Here is a 12,961-nt window from a genome sequence, read left to right as displayed (position 1 = left end):
GTCCATCCCTATGGAGGCTCGTTCAAACGGCGCAACAGAAAGGAGCACGACATCATGACCAACGATCCCGAACTCACCATCCTAACCGCCTTCGCCGCCCTCGACATCCGGGCCCAGGCTAGGACGCTTGACTATCTCGCAAAGCGCTTTCAGCAGACGGTTGATGTCATCCAGGCGATCGAGCGGCAGAATGCCGAACTGCGGCGAAGGGAGGACGAGGCGGAAGAAGAACCCCCGTGCTCGGCGGACAACAAGGAAGGGTGATTGCGAGACACTAAAAGCCGGCCGCCGATGGTAGACCAGCGGCGGCATCCGCCCCGGCGCGGCATAAAATAATCGCGCGATGCAACATTTTTCTGTTGCATGTGCCGCGCAATCTGGTAGTATCTCTCTATCGGAACGGGAGATGATGACATGCTGCACACAACGTTTGAATTATTGCGCGAGCACGAAGCCTGCAAAGAGGGCTACGCCAAGCTTGCTAAATCGCTTGGTGGCGTCCGCAAGCACGGCGCCAATAAGCCGGTCCCGCTAACCGCCGTGCTCGACAGCAACGGACTTGAGGACGCGCTGTGGTGTCTTCGCGCAACGATCGAGCCGGCAGACTCGTTCTCTCGGCACCTGGCGTGCGATTTCGCCGACGCGGTGCGCCACCTGATGACGGACGATCGGAGCCGCAACGCAATTGATGTCGCGCGCCGACATGCAGACGGTAACGCGACAGACGATGAGTTGCGTGCGGCGTGGGCTGCGGCGTGGGCTGCGGCGAGGGCTGCGGCGTGGGCTGCGGCGGGGGCGCGGGTGGGGGCTGCGGCGGGATGGGGGGCTGCGGCGGGGGATGCGCGAGCCCGCATGTTCCGCGACCGTTTGATGGCGCACGAGGTGTCGGCATGACCCGCGCCGAGATCATCGCCCGGCCAACCAAAGGAGCACGCGCCGTGAAACACCCGATGCAGCCGATCGAGATTGACAAGCACGGCGTCGCCAGATTTCGCCGGAACAAGATCGTCGATCATCTGTTCAGCACCGGTCAGCTAGATCTAAACGAGCTGGCGCGCATGGACTTTCCGGCCGAAGATCAGATGCAGATCGCGCAGCTGCTTGGCTATTCGGTGAGCGGCTTCTGCGACCTTAGTTACGCCACGCCGGATGTCGTCGCCGAAGCTGATGCGCTGGTCAAGGTCCTGCTGGAAAGGAGCAAGCCATGACCACCGCCTTTGCCGAGGCGCTGGCCCGTCTGACGCAGAGCGGCTTGACCAGAGCCGCGATTGCCGCTGCGCTCCACGTCGACCGCGCCACGCTGTACCGCTGGGAGACTGCCCCTCCGGCCGGGGCGGAGGACCGTCTCAGTGCCGCGGTGATGCGGATCAGGTGGCAGGACGAGATCGAGGAGATCTGTCGCTCTCTGCCGCTTGATCAGCTCGGCAAGGCGCGGGACATGCTGCGGGCCATGCAGCACAGCCGGTAGACCAAACCCCGTGACAAATGCGCAATCCATCAGTTATCATGATGCCGGTGTATCTGCCTTGTGGGTGGTCGGGCTGACGATGACTGAGATTGCGCATGTGCTGGATATTTCCCCGCGAGTGGTAGAGCACAGAATCGCCAGGATGCGAGAACGCGGCATCCTGGCCGGGTCGCTGCGGCGGTGGTCTCTGGCCGAGGTGGATTTGCTCCGCACGATGGCGGCGACCGGCCTCACTGACGAGGAGATGGCGGCTGAGCTCGGGCGCAGCACTATCTCGATTATCCGCAAGCGGCACCGCATCGGCGCCAGGAGGGTGGCGTGAACACTGTATCGCCTTCGCCGGCTTACGCAGATCGAGAGCACGGCTGCACGCCAGAGGTAATTGAGAAGTTTGCCGAGGCGCTCGCAGAAACCGGCAAAGTCAAGGACGCGTGCATCGCGGCAAACATCAGCCGCCGCACGGCGCTCTACTGGCGGCACGAGCATGCAGACTTTGCGAGCGCCTGGGCCGAAGCGCTCAAGGTGGCGTGCTGGAATCTGGAGGACGAAGGGTACCGGCGTGCTCACGACGGCGTTGACAAGCCAGTGTATCAGATGGGAGCCGAGGTCGGCCTGATCCGCGAATATTCAGACACGATGCTGATCTTTCTGCTCAAGGCTGCCGATCCAAACAAGTACCGGGAGCGCGTTGCGCTGACCGGCGAGAATGGCGAGCCGCTGAAGGCCGAGGTGGTCATTCGCCACATGTTCAAGCCGCCCGAGGGCACAGATGGCGATGGCGCTGCGACGGCCTGATCCGGTCGTCCTCCCGCACAACTTCGAATTGCGGCGGTACCAATGGCCGCTATGGGCAGCTATGGAGGCAGGCTGTAAGCGCGCGATCCCAGTGTGGCACCGCCGCAGCGGAAAAGACGCGATCGCCATGCACTGGACCGCCGTAGCGGCTCACAATCGCATCGGGAATTACTGGCACATGCTTCCCGAAGCGGCGCAGGCACGCAAGGCCATTTGGCACGCGATCAACCCGCACACTGGCTTGCGCCGCATCGACGAGGCCTTTCCGCCGGCGATCCGCAGTCGCACGCGCGATCAAGAGATGATGATCGACTTCGAGTGCGGCTCGACCTGGCAACTGATCGGCTCGGATAATTACGATTCGCTCGTCGGCAGCACGCCAATCGGCATCGTCTATTCGGAATGGGCGCTGGCTGATCCGCAAAGCTGGGCTTTCCTGCGCCCGATCCTGGCCGAAAACGACGGCTGGGCGTTGTTCATTACCACCCCGCGCGGCCTCAATCATGCGGCCTCGATGTTCGATGCGGCGCGCAACGATCCTGATTGGTACTGCGAAATTCTGCCTGCCACCAAGACGGGCGTGTTTTCGGACGTTACGCTCGAGCGTGAGCGCCGCGAACTGATAGACCTGTTCGGCGACGAGGAAGGCGATGCTCGCTTTAGGCAGGAATACCTCTGCGACTTTACCGCCGCGATGCCGGGGGCATACTACGGCCGGCTGATGACGCGTGCTCAAGACGAGGGCCGCATCACCAAAGTCCCGCACGACCCCGCAAAGCTGGTCGAGACGTGGTGGGATTTGGGTATCAGCGATGCGACCGCGATCTGGTTCGTACAGCGCGTCGGCGCTGCCGTGCATCTCATCGACTATTTCGAGGCGAGCGGCGAGGGCCTGCCGTTTTACGCCAAGATGCTGAAAGAACGCGCCGCCGAGTGCGGGTATCTCTACGGCGAGCACGTGATGCCGCACGACACCCGCAGCCGGGACATCAGCGTCGGCGAAACGCGCGCCGCCACGCTCGTTGGCCTGGGCGTGCAGCCTACAATCCAATCTACGATCCCGCTCTCGGAGAAGGGATACCGCGCCGACGGTATCGACCAGGTGCGTCGGATGCTGCCGCGGTGCTGGTTCGATGCCGAGCGGTGCAAGCGCGGCATTGCAGCGCTGCGCCAGTACCACCGTGAGTACGACGAGAAGCGGCAGACATATCAGGACGTTCCGCACCACGATTGGTCCTCGCACGGATGCGACGCGTTCCGAATTGGCGCCATGCACCGGCCGATCACGGCGGCTGTTGACGAGTGGCCGGGCACGCGCCGGCCGTGGAACATGATGGAGCATTGATGATGGGCGGGACACCGAAGGCACCGAAGGCACCGCCGCCCGTCCCGGTTGTTGACGACACTGCGGCGAACGAGGCGCGGCGCCTCGAGGAGAAGCGCAACCGCCTGGCGGCCGGGCGCTCGAGCACGCTGGTCACCGGTGGCTTCGGGCTCGTCAACCCGGCTCCGACCGCCCCAAAGGTGCTGCTCGGCCAATGACAGACACCGCCAACAGCATCATTCAGCGGTGGTCAGAACTGCTATCCGAGCGATCGGCGCGCGAGGACAAGTGGCGCAAGCTCGTGCGCTACTTCTTTCCGCAGGAGGCGGAAAATTGGGGCGTCAATCCAGACGGTCCGCCGACGTCGCCGACTGTTGACGACACCGGCCGTGAGGTGCTGGACAACCTCGTCGCCGGCCTCGATGAGATGCTGTTTCGGCGCGACCCGTTCGAAGTCGTGCCGCGTGACGATCGCGCTATGGAGATGGGCGGCTATGCTGCTGAGTGGGCGGCGTACGCGACGCATAACCTCAACGCCGCGATTGATCATCCGCGCTCGGGTTGGACGACGGCGCGGCAATCGGTGTTGCGCTCCACTGCCGGGCTCGGCCATGGATGCATGTTCATCAGCGATGTCCCCGGCAAACATCTAATCTGCAAATACGAGCCGGCGTCGGAAATCGTCATCGGCGAAAACGCGTACGGCATAGTTGATACCCGCATGCGGCGCTACCCGATGACCGTCCGCCAGGTGGTCGAAACGTGGGGCGATCGCGCGTCGCCACGGGTGCGGCAGCGGCTGGAAAAGTATCCCGGCGAGAAGGTGACGATCCTGCATTCGGTGCACCCGCGCTGGGAGGTGCCAGGCGCATCGCGGACGCGCATGCCTTGGGCCAGCGTCTACATCGAGGAAGACACTAAGCATCTGCTTGACGAGGGCGGGTTTATCGAGTTCCCCTTTGTCGTGCCGCGTTGGGATCGCTCGGGCTGCTCGGCCTATGGCTGGTCGCCTGGAATGACCGTGCTCGACGAGGTGATCCGCGTCAACGCGATGGGCCGAACCAATCTCAAGGCCGGACAGTACACCGCGGAGCCCGAGGTCTACGTGCCCGATGGCATGTTCCGCCGCGGACTGAGCCAAGCGCGCCGGCCAGGCGCGGTGCACAGCTACTCTACCAACGTCGCGGCGGCGAATGCCGAGGTGCGGAAGTGGCCGTCGGCGGAAGGCTTGCCGTTCCTGCTTGAGTACGAGCACGATCGGCGCAACGCGATCCGCGAGGCATATTTCTACTTTTTGCTTCAGCCGCCCGAGTCGCCGAACATGACGGCAACCGAATGGATCGGGCGCCGGCAGCAGATGGCGCGGCGCATGGGCGCACCGGTGGGGCGGCTCGAGCAAGAGATGGCCGAGCCGGCCGGCAAGCGGTTCTTCGGGCTGCTGATCCGCGCGGGCGTTATCGAGCCGCCGCAAGAGGGATCATTCGCAGATTACGACGTTGAGTTCCGCTCTGTCATCTCACAGGGCAAGGAGTTGGCGGTTGCGGAATCCATTCAGCGCACGCTGGAAGGCGCAGCGCTTGTGGCGCAGTTCGATCCGCGCGCCGCTGCCGTGGTCGATAGCGAAGAGACGATCCGCGAGCTAGCCAAGGCGTTCGGGGCGCCGCTCAAGGTGCTGGCATCGCGTGAGCGTGTGCAGGCGATGCGCGAGGCCGAGGCCAAGCAGCAGCAGATGGCTGCGCTGGGGCAGACCGCAATAACCGGCGCCACCGTTGCCAAGTTGGCCGCGGACGCGGAGAGCACCTATGCTGGGTAGGCTCCGGCGCCGCGCCTCGATCTACCGGGGCGCATTTGCCGATGGCTCCGGTAAGTGGGTGCTGGCTGATCTGGCGGCGCGCTTTCGTGCAATCGGGTCCACCTATTGCGCCGGGGACACGCACGAGAGTGCATATCGCGAAGGGCAGCGCAGCGTGATATTGTGGATCACCGAACAAATGGCGCTTGACAACGATCAAGTGCAGCAAATCGTCTACGGCCACGTGAAAGATGGAGAGTTCTTTGACTGAGATTACTTCGGCCGCACCAGTTGCGACAACCGACGCGCCGCCGCCACCGGTCACCACCGAAGCGCCAGCACCCGCTGCGCAGGCATGGGCGTGGCCGGATGATTTGAAGATCGCTGCAACCGCAAAAGGATGGGACAAGCTCGGCGATCCTGCTGAAGCGCTGCCGCACGTCGCGCGCTCGTACATCAACGCCGAGAAGCTGCTGCATACGCCGGCAGAAAAGATCGTCAGATTGCCGGATGATCCCAAGGCGCCAGGCGCTTTCGACAAGATTTATGCGGCGCTTGGCCGCCCCGAGACGCCCGACGGCTACAAGCTGGAGAAGCCGGCGGACCTGCCCGACGATTACCCGTACGACGAAAACCTGATCAAGGCGCGGCTTCCCGTCTTTCATAAGCTCGGGCTCGCGCCGGCGGCGGTGCAGACGCTGAATGAAGAATTGCATCGGGCCAACGTCGAGGCGATGCGCAACCACGAAGCCGAGATGGCAAAGCGCGCGCAAGATGGCGAGGCGACGTTGCGGCGCGAGTGGGGGCCGGAATACGACACCCGCACCGCTCTGGCCGATCGCGCCGTGTCGAAGTATGGCGGCGATGAGTTCCGCGACTGGCTGAAGCAGTACGGCTTCGACGCCGACCCGACGTTCCGGAAGATGTTCGCGGCGATCGGGCGCGACACGTCGGAGGACGGCGCGACTCCTGGCGGGGGTGCTGGCGCAGCAAGTGCGGCATCCGAGGTTGACCGGCTGATTGCCGACGGGGACTTCCAAAGCCGCATCAAAGGCAAGAGCGGTCCAGAGGCGCAGCGCCAGGCTCGTGCACAGTGGGAAACCGCCATCCAGCGCAAGATCGCTGCCGGCGCATAGGAGGTAGACTTGGCCGACAAAAACCGCATAGCGGTCACCGCACAGAACACGTGGCTGAGCACCACCGCCGGCGCCGTCTCGCCGGCTGATGGCGCACTGTCGCTGACGGTTGTGTCGGCGCTTACGTCCGGGTCAGTCGTCACGTTCCGCCAGCGGCTGAAGGCGGCCGCGAATGATGGCGTGGCGGGCGCATGGGATACGGTCAAGAAGATCGTCGCCGCTGACATGGGCTCGGCCGGGTCGCTCGTGACACACTTTACCGGGCTGCCGGACGTCTACGAGTTTGACGTCGGCGTTGCGACTGGCGACTACCAGGCTGGCGATACTGGCCTCGTGTTGCAGCTCATCGGGAAATAGCGATGCTGCGCCGCAATGTGTTCACTGATTTCCGCCGCCCGCCCGATGATCGGGGCGTGCTGAACGAACTTGTGACTTTGCGGCATTTTGCCCCGCGGTACTTCTCCCCGCGCTTCTTCGGCCTTGGCATCCCGCCGATGCCAATGTACCAAGGCAGCGGAGCGTACAGCCGTGTTGCCGGCAATGTCGCGATAACGCCCGGCTTCCCGCGGGCACAGGCCGGCGACGTGCTGCTGATGCAGACAGCGCACATGAACAACTCAACGCAGGCGGCTGCTACATACACGTTTCCCGATGGCTGGGAACTGTTCTATGCGGACACGACCGGCACCACTCGGCAATGGATACATCGCAAGGTCGCCGACGGGACAGAAACGGGCACCGTATCAATTACCAATGCGGGTGGCACGGCGGCCGGTACGCAGCAATCGGTTATTCACGCGTTCAGCAACGCTAATCCGGCGTCAGTTATCGGCGCCGCGGTCGTCTCGGGCGCAGCCAATTCGATCACTGACGCCCCCGTGACGATAGCCGCGCCGGGCCGGCTGGCGCTGCAATTCGGCGCGCTCTCCGCGTCGGAAACAGTCCCCGGCTTCACTGGCGAGACGGGCGGAAAATGGGCAATGGCCTCGCAGGCGACGGCCGATACCATGCGGCTGTTCCTGCTGATAGCGGACATGCCGCTCGCCGGCACGATCGGCGGCGGGACGTTTACGAAATCGGGAACCGGCAGATACATCATCCGCGGGTTCGCGCTTAAGAGATAATCCGGGCAACCCGTTCAAGACGGGTCTGGAAAACTAGCCTACCACTAACCGGGTCCGCGCCTCGCGGGCAACCCAACCACAGCAAGCAGTTTGGATCAACGCGAGGTGTGCTATGGCACTCGGACCTACTGAAAATCAAGTGCAGGTTGCTTACCATGACGGGCTGCGGCTGCTGCTGCAGCAGGAGACGAGCCGGATCTGGCAGTATTGCGAGCAGTTCAACGTCGACGCAGAGCAGGGCCTTTCCTTCGACGAAATCGCGCCGTTTGAAGACCCGCTGCCGTTTGTTCCCGGCTCGGACTATCAGCCGATCACCGTTAGCGAGCTGCAGTTCACCCGCCGGTGGTTGCAAACCGCTTCGTGGAAGTTCACGAAGCACTGGCCGTATTTCTCCGACACCGTGCGGCTGACCGATCCGACCAGTTCGGTGATGCGGCAGATCGCCATGACGTACAACCGCCGCAAGGATTCGGTTGCCGTCGCTGCGATGTTCGCCGCCGTCAAGCGCGGCAAGACGCTGCCGGGCGATGACACTGATGTCACGTTCCCTGCGGGCCAGGTCATCGCCGTCGATGTCGTCAACAGCGGCACGCCGGCCGCCACCGGACTCAACCGCGCAAAGCTGAACGCCGTCTTTGCTCTGTTCGTCCAGAAGGAAGCGATCATGGACGACGGGCCGGGCAACGGCTTGCATATGGCGATCACCGCCAAGCAGCTCAAAGACATGCTGAACGATGACAAGGTGACCGACCGCGACAGTTTGCTCGGGCAGTTCGAGCGCACCGGCCGGTTGAATTACCTGAACATCGACTTCCACAATTATCAGGGATTACCGGTGGACGGAAACTCCTACCGCCGGTGCCCCGTGTGGATGCCAATGGGCATGCGCGTCGGCGTTACCCGTGAGCTGACGACTGACCTTTCCCAGCGCAAGGATTGGGAAGGCCTGCCGTGGCAGGCGCACGCGCACGCTCAGTTCGGGGCGGCTCGTGCCGAAGAGAAGATGATCGCCGAGGTCAAATGCTCCGAGGCGTAAGCCACGGCTGATAGGAAAGGGTTACCAAGATGGGAGTTACAACCGAGCGATCCACCATCCTGAAGACGCAGGAGGGCACGCTCACCACGGCTTTGACCCGCACTCAAGCGTCAATGGACCTAAAGGTCCAGCCGTTCGACTTCACTCAAGGCGCTGCGGCTGGCGACGCCACATCGACACAGGGGCTCGTCAAGATGCCGGCCGGCAAGCATACCGTCATCGGCATGGTGGTGGCGTGCTCGGCGTTCGGTTCAAGCCGCGTGCTCGATATCGGGTACGAGGCCCACACGAAGAGCGACAACGCGACCGCCGTCAACGCGCTGGCGACCGCGTTTAAGGAGGACCTGGACGTTTCCGCAGCCGCGACAGGTGTTCATCCCGCTAAACGTGGCGATGGATTCTGTCGGCGGATATGTGGTCAACGCCACTGTCGCCGGCGCACCCGGCAATGGATACATCCCGGCGGCGGCTACGCTCAAGGGCCACGTCATCTTCGCGTAAGGGGGAAAATCCCGGTGACACCGATTGATATCGTCAACATCGGGATTGAGGCGCTCGGCGAGCGGCCGATTAGTTCTTTCGAGGAACAATCGACCGCCGCCGTTTGTGCCCGCGCGACGTTCCGCGCCACGATGGAAGCCGTTCTTGAGCTTGACGTGTGGAACGACGCGACGGCAACGGCGACACTGGCGGCAGAAGTCAGCGCGCCGAGAGACTACGCCCGGCAGTTCATCCTCCCCGGCGATTGCTTGCGGGTGCGCGGGCTGATCAAGCGTAGCGACCCATGGACACGGCGCGGCCGGCGGCTGATGACCAATGCGCCGGCGCCGCTCGACGTGTTGTACACGCGAAACCTTGCCGTCTCGCCATCCGGCCAACCGATCGGAGATGGCGAAGACATTCAGATGAGCGGCCTGCTCGCCGCCGTCGTCGGGCTGCGATGGGCGTGGACGAACGCCCGCCGCATCACTGGATCGGATACCGCCATGCAGGCGATGCATCAGCTTTACCGGCAGGCGCTGGTTGATGCCGCCGCGGTGGACGGAGCGGAGGGCACGCCGCAAGCGCAGCAAGTCGGATCGTGGGTCAATCAGTTCGCCCCTGAATCGTGGGTGTAGCCAATGGCGCGCGCTAACATCCTGCGCAACTCGTTCACAGCGGGGAGATTAGCCCGCTGCTTGCCGCCCGCGTTGGCCTGACGGCGCGAGAAAACGGATGCTACCTGCTGGAAAACATGTTCGTCCGCAAGGAAGGCGGATTGAGCAAGCGGCCTGGCACGCGGTTCATTGCGTCGACGAAGGTTCACGCCGGCCGATCGCGTCTGATCCCGTTCCGCTTCTCGACCACGCAGGCATATATGATCGAGGCCGGAGCGGGATATTTCCGGTTCTACAAGGATAAGGCGCAGATTGTTTCGGGCAGCGCGGCCTACGAGGTGGCGTCTCCGTATTCGGAGGCGGATGTGCTCGAACTCACGTACACGCAGAGTTTCGACGTGCTGTACCTGTTCCATGCCGCTCACCCGCCGCGTGCGTTGACCCGCACCGGACACACTGCATGGGTGCTCTCCGATCTGCCGTTTTCGCCGCCAGCGACGTACGAGCCGGGGCATGAGTTCCTTGTGGCGCTGGTCATTTCTGCGGCTACGGGCACGGTCACCCTTAGCGCTGCGTCGGCGTTCCTACCCAGCGACGTGGATAGATTGGTTGAGGCAGGCGGCGGACAGGCAACTATCATCGGCTATTCAAGCGAGCACGTTGTGACCGCTCAGGTCAATCGGCCGTTTCCGGCGCTGGCGTTCGGTGCTCAACAGTGGCGCATTGTTGGCTCGCCAAACACGGCATGCACTCCCGACAAGAAAGACCCGGTGGGCTCCGTCGTCACGCTCACCTTGGCAACGGGCGGGTTTCGCACGGTTGACGTCGGCAAGTTCGTTGATATCGCGGGCGGGTTTATCGAACTCACCGGCTGGTCGTCTGCTACGGCAATGTCAGGCATCATCCGCTCGCCGCTCAGTGCGACGACGGCGGTAGGCGGCGGCGGGTGGAAACTGCGCTCGCCGGCGTGGGGCGGAAGCCGAGGATATCCATCGTGCGCCGGGTTTCATCAGCAACGGTTCGCGTTTGGCGGCATGCCGGCCGACCCGGGCCGGATCGAGTTTTCGCGTTCGGCGGACTTCTACAACTTCACGCTCGGCACCAAGGATGACGACGCGCTTTCGTACCCGTTGCTTGAGGACGACGTGCACGAGGCGCGGTGGATCAAAACATTCGGCCAGGCGATCGCCATTGGAACCGATGCCGGAACGTGGGTTGTCTCGTCCGGCATCAGCGATCCGACGATCACGCCGACCGCTGTTGCCGCGTCGCTGGAATCGCGATCGGGAGCCGCAAAGACGCTGGGCGCCAAGCGCATCGGCACGGCGCTGGTGTACGTTCACCGCAGCCGCCGCAGCATCCGGGCCCTGCACTATGCGCGCACGCGGGTCGACGGCTATGACGTCGAAGATCTGAACGTCCTGGCGACGCATGTCCTAACATCGCCGGCCGTCGATTGGGCGTTTCAGGAAGAGCGCGAGCAAACGATCTGGGTAGCGCGGCAAGACGGCCAGCTCGCCGCCTGCACGTGGCTGCCGGAGCATCAGGTGATGGGCTGGCATCGGCACATTACAGCCGGCGTGGTCGAGAGCGTGGCCAGCATTCCGGGCGATCCAGATGACGAGGTTTGGTTGATCGTGCGTCGGACAGTCGGGGGGCAGACGCGGCGGTTCGTCGAATGCTTCGATCCGCGGTTCACCCTTGGCGATGACATCCGCGATGCGTTCTACGTTGATTGCGGGCTGAGTTATCGCGGCGCTCCGGCAACGACGATCAGCGGCCTCGGCCACCTCGAGGGGGCGACGGTGCAAGTGCTCGCCGATGGCATGGTGTTGCCGGCCGAGGTGGTGACCGGCGGCGCGATCACGATCGACGAGCCGGCTTCCGTCGTGCATGTCGGGCTCGAGTTTGTGGCTCGCGTCAAGCCGATTCTGCCTGATGTCGGATCGCAAGATGGCACGACTGCCGGCCGGCAGCGGCGCATCATCAAAGTAATGGTCGAGGGCATGCCTGGCACGCAATGCTGGGTTGGCCCTGACAGCGATCATCTATTCCCGCTCGATGCGGTGGCGACGCGGCAGATGGATCAGCCGGTTGACATCTTCACCAGCGAGGCGACTGCGCTGCCGGCGTCCAGCTACGACGACCGATACAACCTGCTGATTGAGCACCGGCTGCCGGCACCGTTCGAGGTGCGCTCGATGGCGTTCCTGATGGAATCGGCTTCGTCATGACCGCCCATGCGAAAGTTGCGAAAGTTGCGAAAGTTGCAGCGAACGGAACAGCAACATGACCGCGCGGATCGTCCCGTTTGAGCCGTGGCACCTTGAGCGCATGGATGCGCGCGAGCACGAGGCCGAAGCGTTTGCCGTGCTCGGCGGGATCGACGAAGCGGCGGCAGCGTGCGCGGCGGCGCCTTACGCCTACACCGTGCTTGTCAACGACACCGACCCGGTTGCGTGCATCGGCGTCTCGGAGAACGGCGGCAAGGGCATGGCTTGGCGTTCCTCGCCCGGCATTCGTGCCGGTATTGGGTAACGATTCATCGCGGCGTCTGGCAGTTTTTGCGGGGTGTCTCGCGTGATCGCGAATGGCCGGCGATTGAGGCTTTCGTTGCCGTGGGGCATCTTGAAGCACATCGCTGGGCGGTGCGGCTCGGGTTCGTGCCGGTCGATGTCGGGCGCGTGCATATTCGGTACGAGAGGGCGTCATAATGGCAGCGGCGGCGGTAATCCCTATCGCGATTGCGGCAAGCTCGGCCATTGCGGCCGGCGGCGCGATCTATTCCGGTGTACAGCAATCGGAGGCAGCCGACTACAACGCCAAGGTAGCGCAGAGGCAGGCGCAATGGGCGGAGGCAAAGTCTAAAGCCGAAGCCGATCGCGTCGCCGCTCGCAGCAAAGAGGTGCTGTCGGCACAGCGCGCCCGGCTGGCAGCCGGCGGCCAAGATCCAACCGACCAGTCGCCGCTTATGATCCTGGCAGAAAGCGCGGCGCGCGGGAACGTCGATTATCGCACCGTGCTGCAGGGCGGCCAAGTGGAGGCGTCAAACCTCCGATCGCAAGCCGATCAATACCGATCGCAAGCAACCAGCGCGCAAGTCGGCGCCGGCCTCGGTGCAACGTCGGCGCTCGTCAAGGGGGGCATCTGACGTCTACGGCTATAAAGACGAGGTGGCGTGGAGGAATG

Annotated in this window: 18 protein-coding genes; all 18 read left to right on the top strand. The window is 63.7% G+C overall.

The genetic code is table 11. The features are described from left to right. The first annotated feature begins 54 nt into the window (after nucleotides 1–54). The 18 genes from IPK79_01010 to IPK79_00925 all read left to right on the top strand — a co-directional run bounded on the left by IPK79_01010 (nucleotide 55) and on the right by IPK79_00925 (nucleotide 12,923). A complete protein-coding gene (locus IPK79_01010) occupies nucleotides 55–264 on the top strand; it encodes a hypothetical protein (protein MBK8189014.1) in 210 nt (69 codons plus the stop codon). A 150-nt stretch (nucleotides 265–414) separates the two neighbouring features. Then, complete coding sequence (locus IPK79_01005) at nucleotides 415–894, top strand: hypothetical protein (protein MBK8189013.1); 480 nt, start codon at nucleotides 415–417, stop codon at nucleotides 892–894. After that, nucleotides 891–1,208 carry a hypothetical protein gene (locus IPK79_01000; GenBank protein MBK8189012.1) on the top strand — a complete coding sequence of 106 codons (318 nt, stop codon included), beginning with the start codon at nucleotides 891–893 and terminating at the stop codon, nucleotides 1,206–1,208. The genes IPK79_01005 and IPK79_01000 overlap by 4 nt, the downstream gene beginning before the upstream one ends. Continuing rightward, complete coding sequence (locus IPK79_00995; protein MBK8189011.1) at nucleotides 1,205–1,468, top strand: helix-turn-helix domain-containing protein; 264 nt, start codon at nucleotides 1,205–1,207, stop codon at nucleotides 1,466–1,468. The genes IPK79_01000 and IPK79_00995 overlap by 4 nt, the downstream gene beginning before the upstream one ends. A gap of 10 nt (nucleotides 1,469–1,478) precedes the next feature. Beyond that, nucleotides 1,479–1,790, top strand: coding sequence for a hypothetical protein (locus IPK79_00990; GenBank protein ID MBK8189010.1), 312 nt, complete (start codon nucleotides 1,479–1,481; stop codon nucleotides 1,788–1,790). Next, the gene (locus IPK79_00985) at nucleotides 1,787–2,263 is read left to right on the top strand and encodes a terminase (protein MBK8189009.1); all 477 of its coding nucleotides are present in this window, start codon (nucleotides 1,787–1,789) and stop codon (nucleotides 2,261–2,263) included. The genes IPK79_00990 and IPK79_00985 overlap by 4 nt, the downstream gene beginning before the upstream one ends. Then, nucleotides 2,244–3,608 (top strand): hypothetical protein, encoded by a 1,365-nt coding sequence (locus tag IPK79_00980; GenBank protein ID MBK8189008.1) that lies wholly within the window; start codon nucleotides 2,244–2,246, stop codon nucleotides 3,606–3,608. The genes IPK79_00985 and IPK79_00980 overlap by 20 nt, the downstream gene beginning before the upstream one ends. Further along, complete coding sequence (locus tag IPK79_00975) at nucleotides 3,608–3,805, top strand: hypothetical protein (GenBank protein ID MBK8189007.1); 198 nt, start codon at nucleotides 3,608–3,610, stop codon at nucleotides 3,803–3,805. The genes IPK79_00980 and IPK79_00975 overlap by 1 nt, the downstream gene beginning before the upstream one ends. Further along, nucleotides 3,802–5,400: a hypothetical protein gene (locus IPK79_00970; protein MBK8189006.1), complete on the top strand. Its 1,599-nt coding sequence runs from the start codon at nucleotides 3,802–3,804 to the stop codon at nucleotides 5,398–5,400. The genes IPK79_00975 and IPK79_00970 overlap by 4 nt, the downstream gene beginning before the upstream one ends. Beyond that, a complete protein-coding gene (locus IPK79_00965) occupies nucleotides 5,390–5,650 on the top strand; it encodes a hypothetical protein (GenBank protein MBK8189005.1) in 261 nt (86 codons plus the stop codon). Before IPK79_00970 ends, IPK79_00965 begins: the two co-directional genes overlap by 11 nt. Beyond that, on the top strand, nucleotides 5,643–6,515 hold the full coding sequence (locus IPK79_00960; protein ID MBK8189004.1) for a hypothetical protein: 873 nt from the start codon (nucleotides 5,643–5,645) through the stop codon (nucleotides 6,513–6,515). Before IPK79_00965 ends, IPK79_00960 begins: the two co-directional genes overlap by 8 nt. A 9-nt stretch (nucleotides 6,516–6,524) precedes the next feature. Further along, the gene (locus tag IPK79_00955) at nucleotides 6,525–6,872 is read left to right on the top strand and encodes a hypothetical protein (GenBank protein ID MBK8189003.1); all 348 of its coding nucleotides are present in this window, start codon (nucleotides 6,525–6,527) and stop codon (nucleotides 6,870–6,872) included. 2 nt (nucleotides 6,873–6,874) lie between these two features. Further along, nucleotides 6,875–7,639, top strand: coding sequence for a hypothetical protein (locus IPK79_00950; GenBank protein MBK8189002.1), 765 nt, complete (start codon nucleotides 6,875–6,877; stop codon nucleotides 7,637–7,639). 112 nt (nucleotides 7,640–7,751) lie between these two features. Next, nucleotides 7,752–8,675 (top strand): hypothetical protein, encoded by a 924-nt coding sequence (locus tag IPK79_00945; GenBank protein MBK8189001.1) that lies wholly within the window; start codon nucleotides 7,752–7,754, stop codon nucleotides 8,673–8,675. Between the two features lie 29 nt (nucleotides 8,676–8,704). Beyond that, nucleotides 8,705–9,793, top strand: coding sequence for a hypothetical protein (locus IPK79_00940; GenBank protein ID MBK8189000.1), 1,089 nt, complete (start codon nucleotides 8,705–8,707; stop codon nucleotides 9,791–9,793). Nucleotides 9,794–9,909: 116 nt separating this feature from the next. Beyond that, nucleotides 9,910–12,006 (top strand): hypothetical protein, encoded by a 2,097-nt coding sequence (locus IPK79_00935; GenBank protein ID MBK8188999.1) that lies wholly within the window; start codon nucleotides 9,910–9,912, stop codon nucleotides 12,004–12,006. Nucleotides 12,007–12,061: 55 nt separating this feature from the next. Beyond that, nucleotides 12,062–12,310 carry a hypothetical protein gene (locus tag IPK79_00930; GenBank protein MBK8188998.1) on the top strand — a complete coding sequence of 83 codons (249 nt, stop codon included), beginning with the start codon at nucleotides 12,062–12,064 and terminating at the stop codon, nucleotides 12,308–12,310. Between the two features lie 175 nt (nucleotides 12,311–12,485). After that, complete coding sequence (locus IPK79_00925) at nucleotides 12,486–12,923, top strand: hypothetical protein (protein ID MBK8188997.1); 438 nt, start codon at nucleotides 12,486–12,488, stop codon at nucleotides 12,921–12,923. Nucleotides 12,924–12,961 lie beyond the last annotated feature (38 nt).

The organism is Vampirovibrionales bacterium, assembly GCA_016712355.1.
GTDB lineage: Bacteria > Cyanobacteriota > Vampirovibrionia > Vampirovibrionales > Vampirovibrionaceae > JADJRF01.
Note: the sequence above shows the minus strand (reverse complement) of the source record. Positions and strands in the feature narration are given on the sequence as shown.

Coding starts and splice junctions, on each gene's coding strand:
- IPK79_01010 (MBK8189014.1), top strand. CDS start 55: ATGACCAACGATCCCGAACTCACCATCCTAACCGCCTTCGCCGCCCTC.
- IPK79_01005 (MBK8189013.1), top strand. CDS start 415: ATGCTGCACACAACGTTTGAATTATTGCGCGAGCACGAAGCCTGCAAA.
- IPK79_01000 (MBK8189012.1), top strand. CDS start 891: ATGACCCGCGCCGAGATCATCGCCCGGCCAACCAAAGGAGCACGCGCC.
- IPK79_00995 (MBK8189011.1), top strand. CDS start 1,205: ATGACCACCGCCTTTGCCGAGGCGCTGGCCCGTCTGACGCAGAGCGGC.
- IPK79_00980 (MBK8189008.1), top strand. CDS start 2,244: ATGGCGCTGCGACGGCCTGATCCGGTCGTCCTCCCGCACAACTTCGAA.
- IPK79_00975 (MBK8189007.1), top strand. CDS start 3,608: ATGATGGGCGGGACACCGAAGGCACCGAAGGCACCGCCGCCCGTCCCG.
- IPK79_00970 (MBK8189006.1), top strand. CDS start 3,802: ATGACAGACACCGCCAACAGCATCATTCAGCGGTGGTCAGAACTGCTA.
- IPK79_00965 (MBK8189005.1), top strand. CDS start 5,390: ATGCTGGGTAGGCTCCGGCGCCGCGCCTCGATCTACCGGGGCGCATTT.
- IPK79_00950 (MBK8189002.1), top strand. CDS start 6,875: ATGCTGCGCCGCAATGTGTTCACTGATTTCCGCCGCCCGCCCGATGAT.
- IPK79_00945 (MBK8189001.1), top strand. CDS start 7,752: ATGGCACTCGGACCTACTGAAAATCAAGTGCAGGTTGCTTACCATGAC.
- IPK79_00940 (MBK8189000.1), top strand. CDS start 8,705: ATGGGAGTTACAACCGAGCGATCCACCATCCTGAAGACGCAGGAGGGC.
- IPK79_00935 (MBK8188999.1), top strand. CDS start 9,910: ATGTTCGTCCGCAAGGAAGGCGGATTGAGCAAGCGGCCTGGCACGCGG.
- IPK79_00930 (MBK8188998.1), top strand. CDS start 12,062: ATGACCGCGCGGATCGTCCCGTTTGAGCCGTGGCACCTTGAGCGCATG.
- IPK79_00925 (MBK8188997.1), top strand. CDS start 12,486: ATGGCAGCGGCGGCGGTAATCCCTATCGCGATTGCGGCAAGCTCGGCC.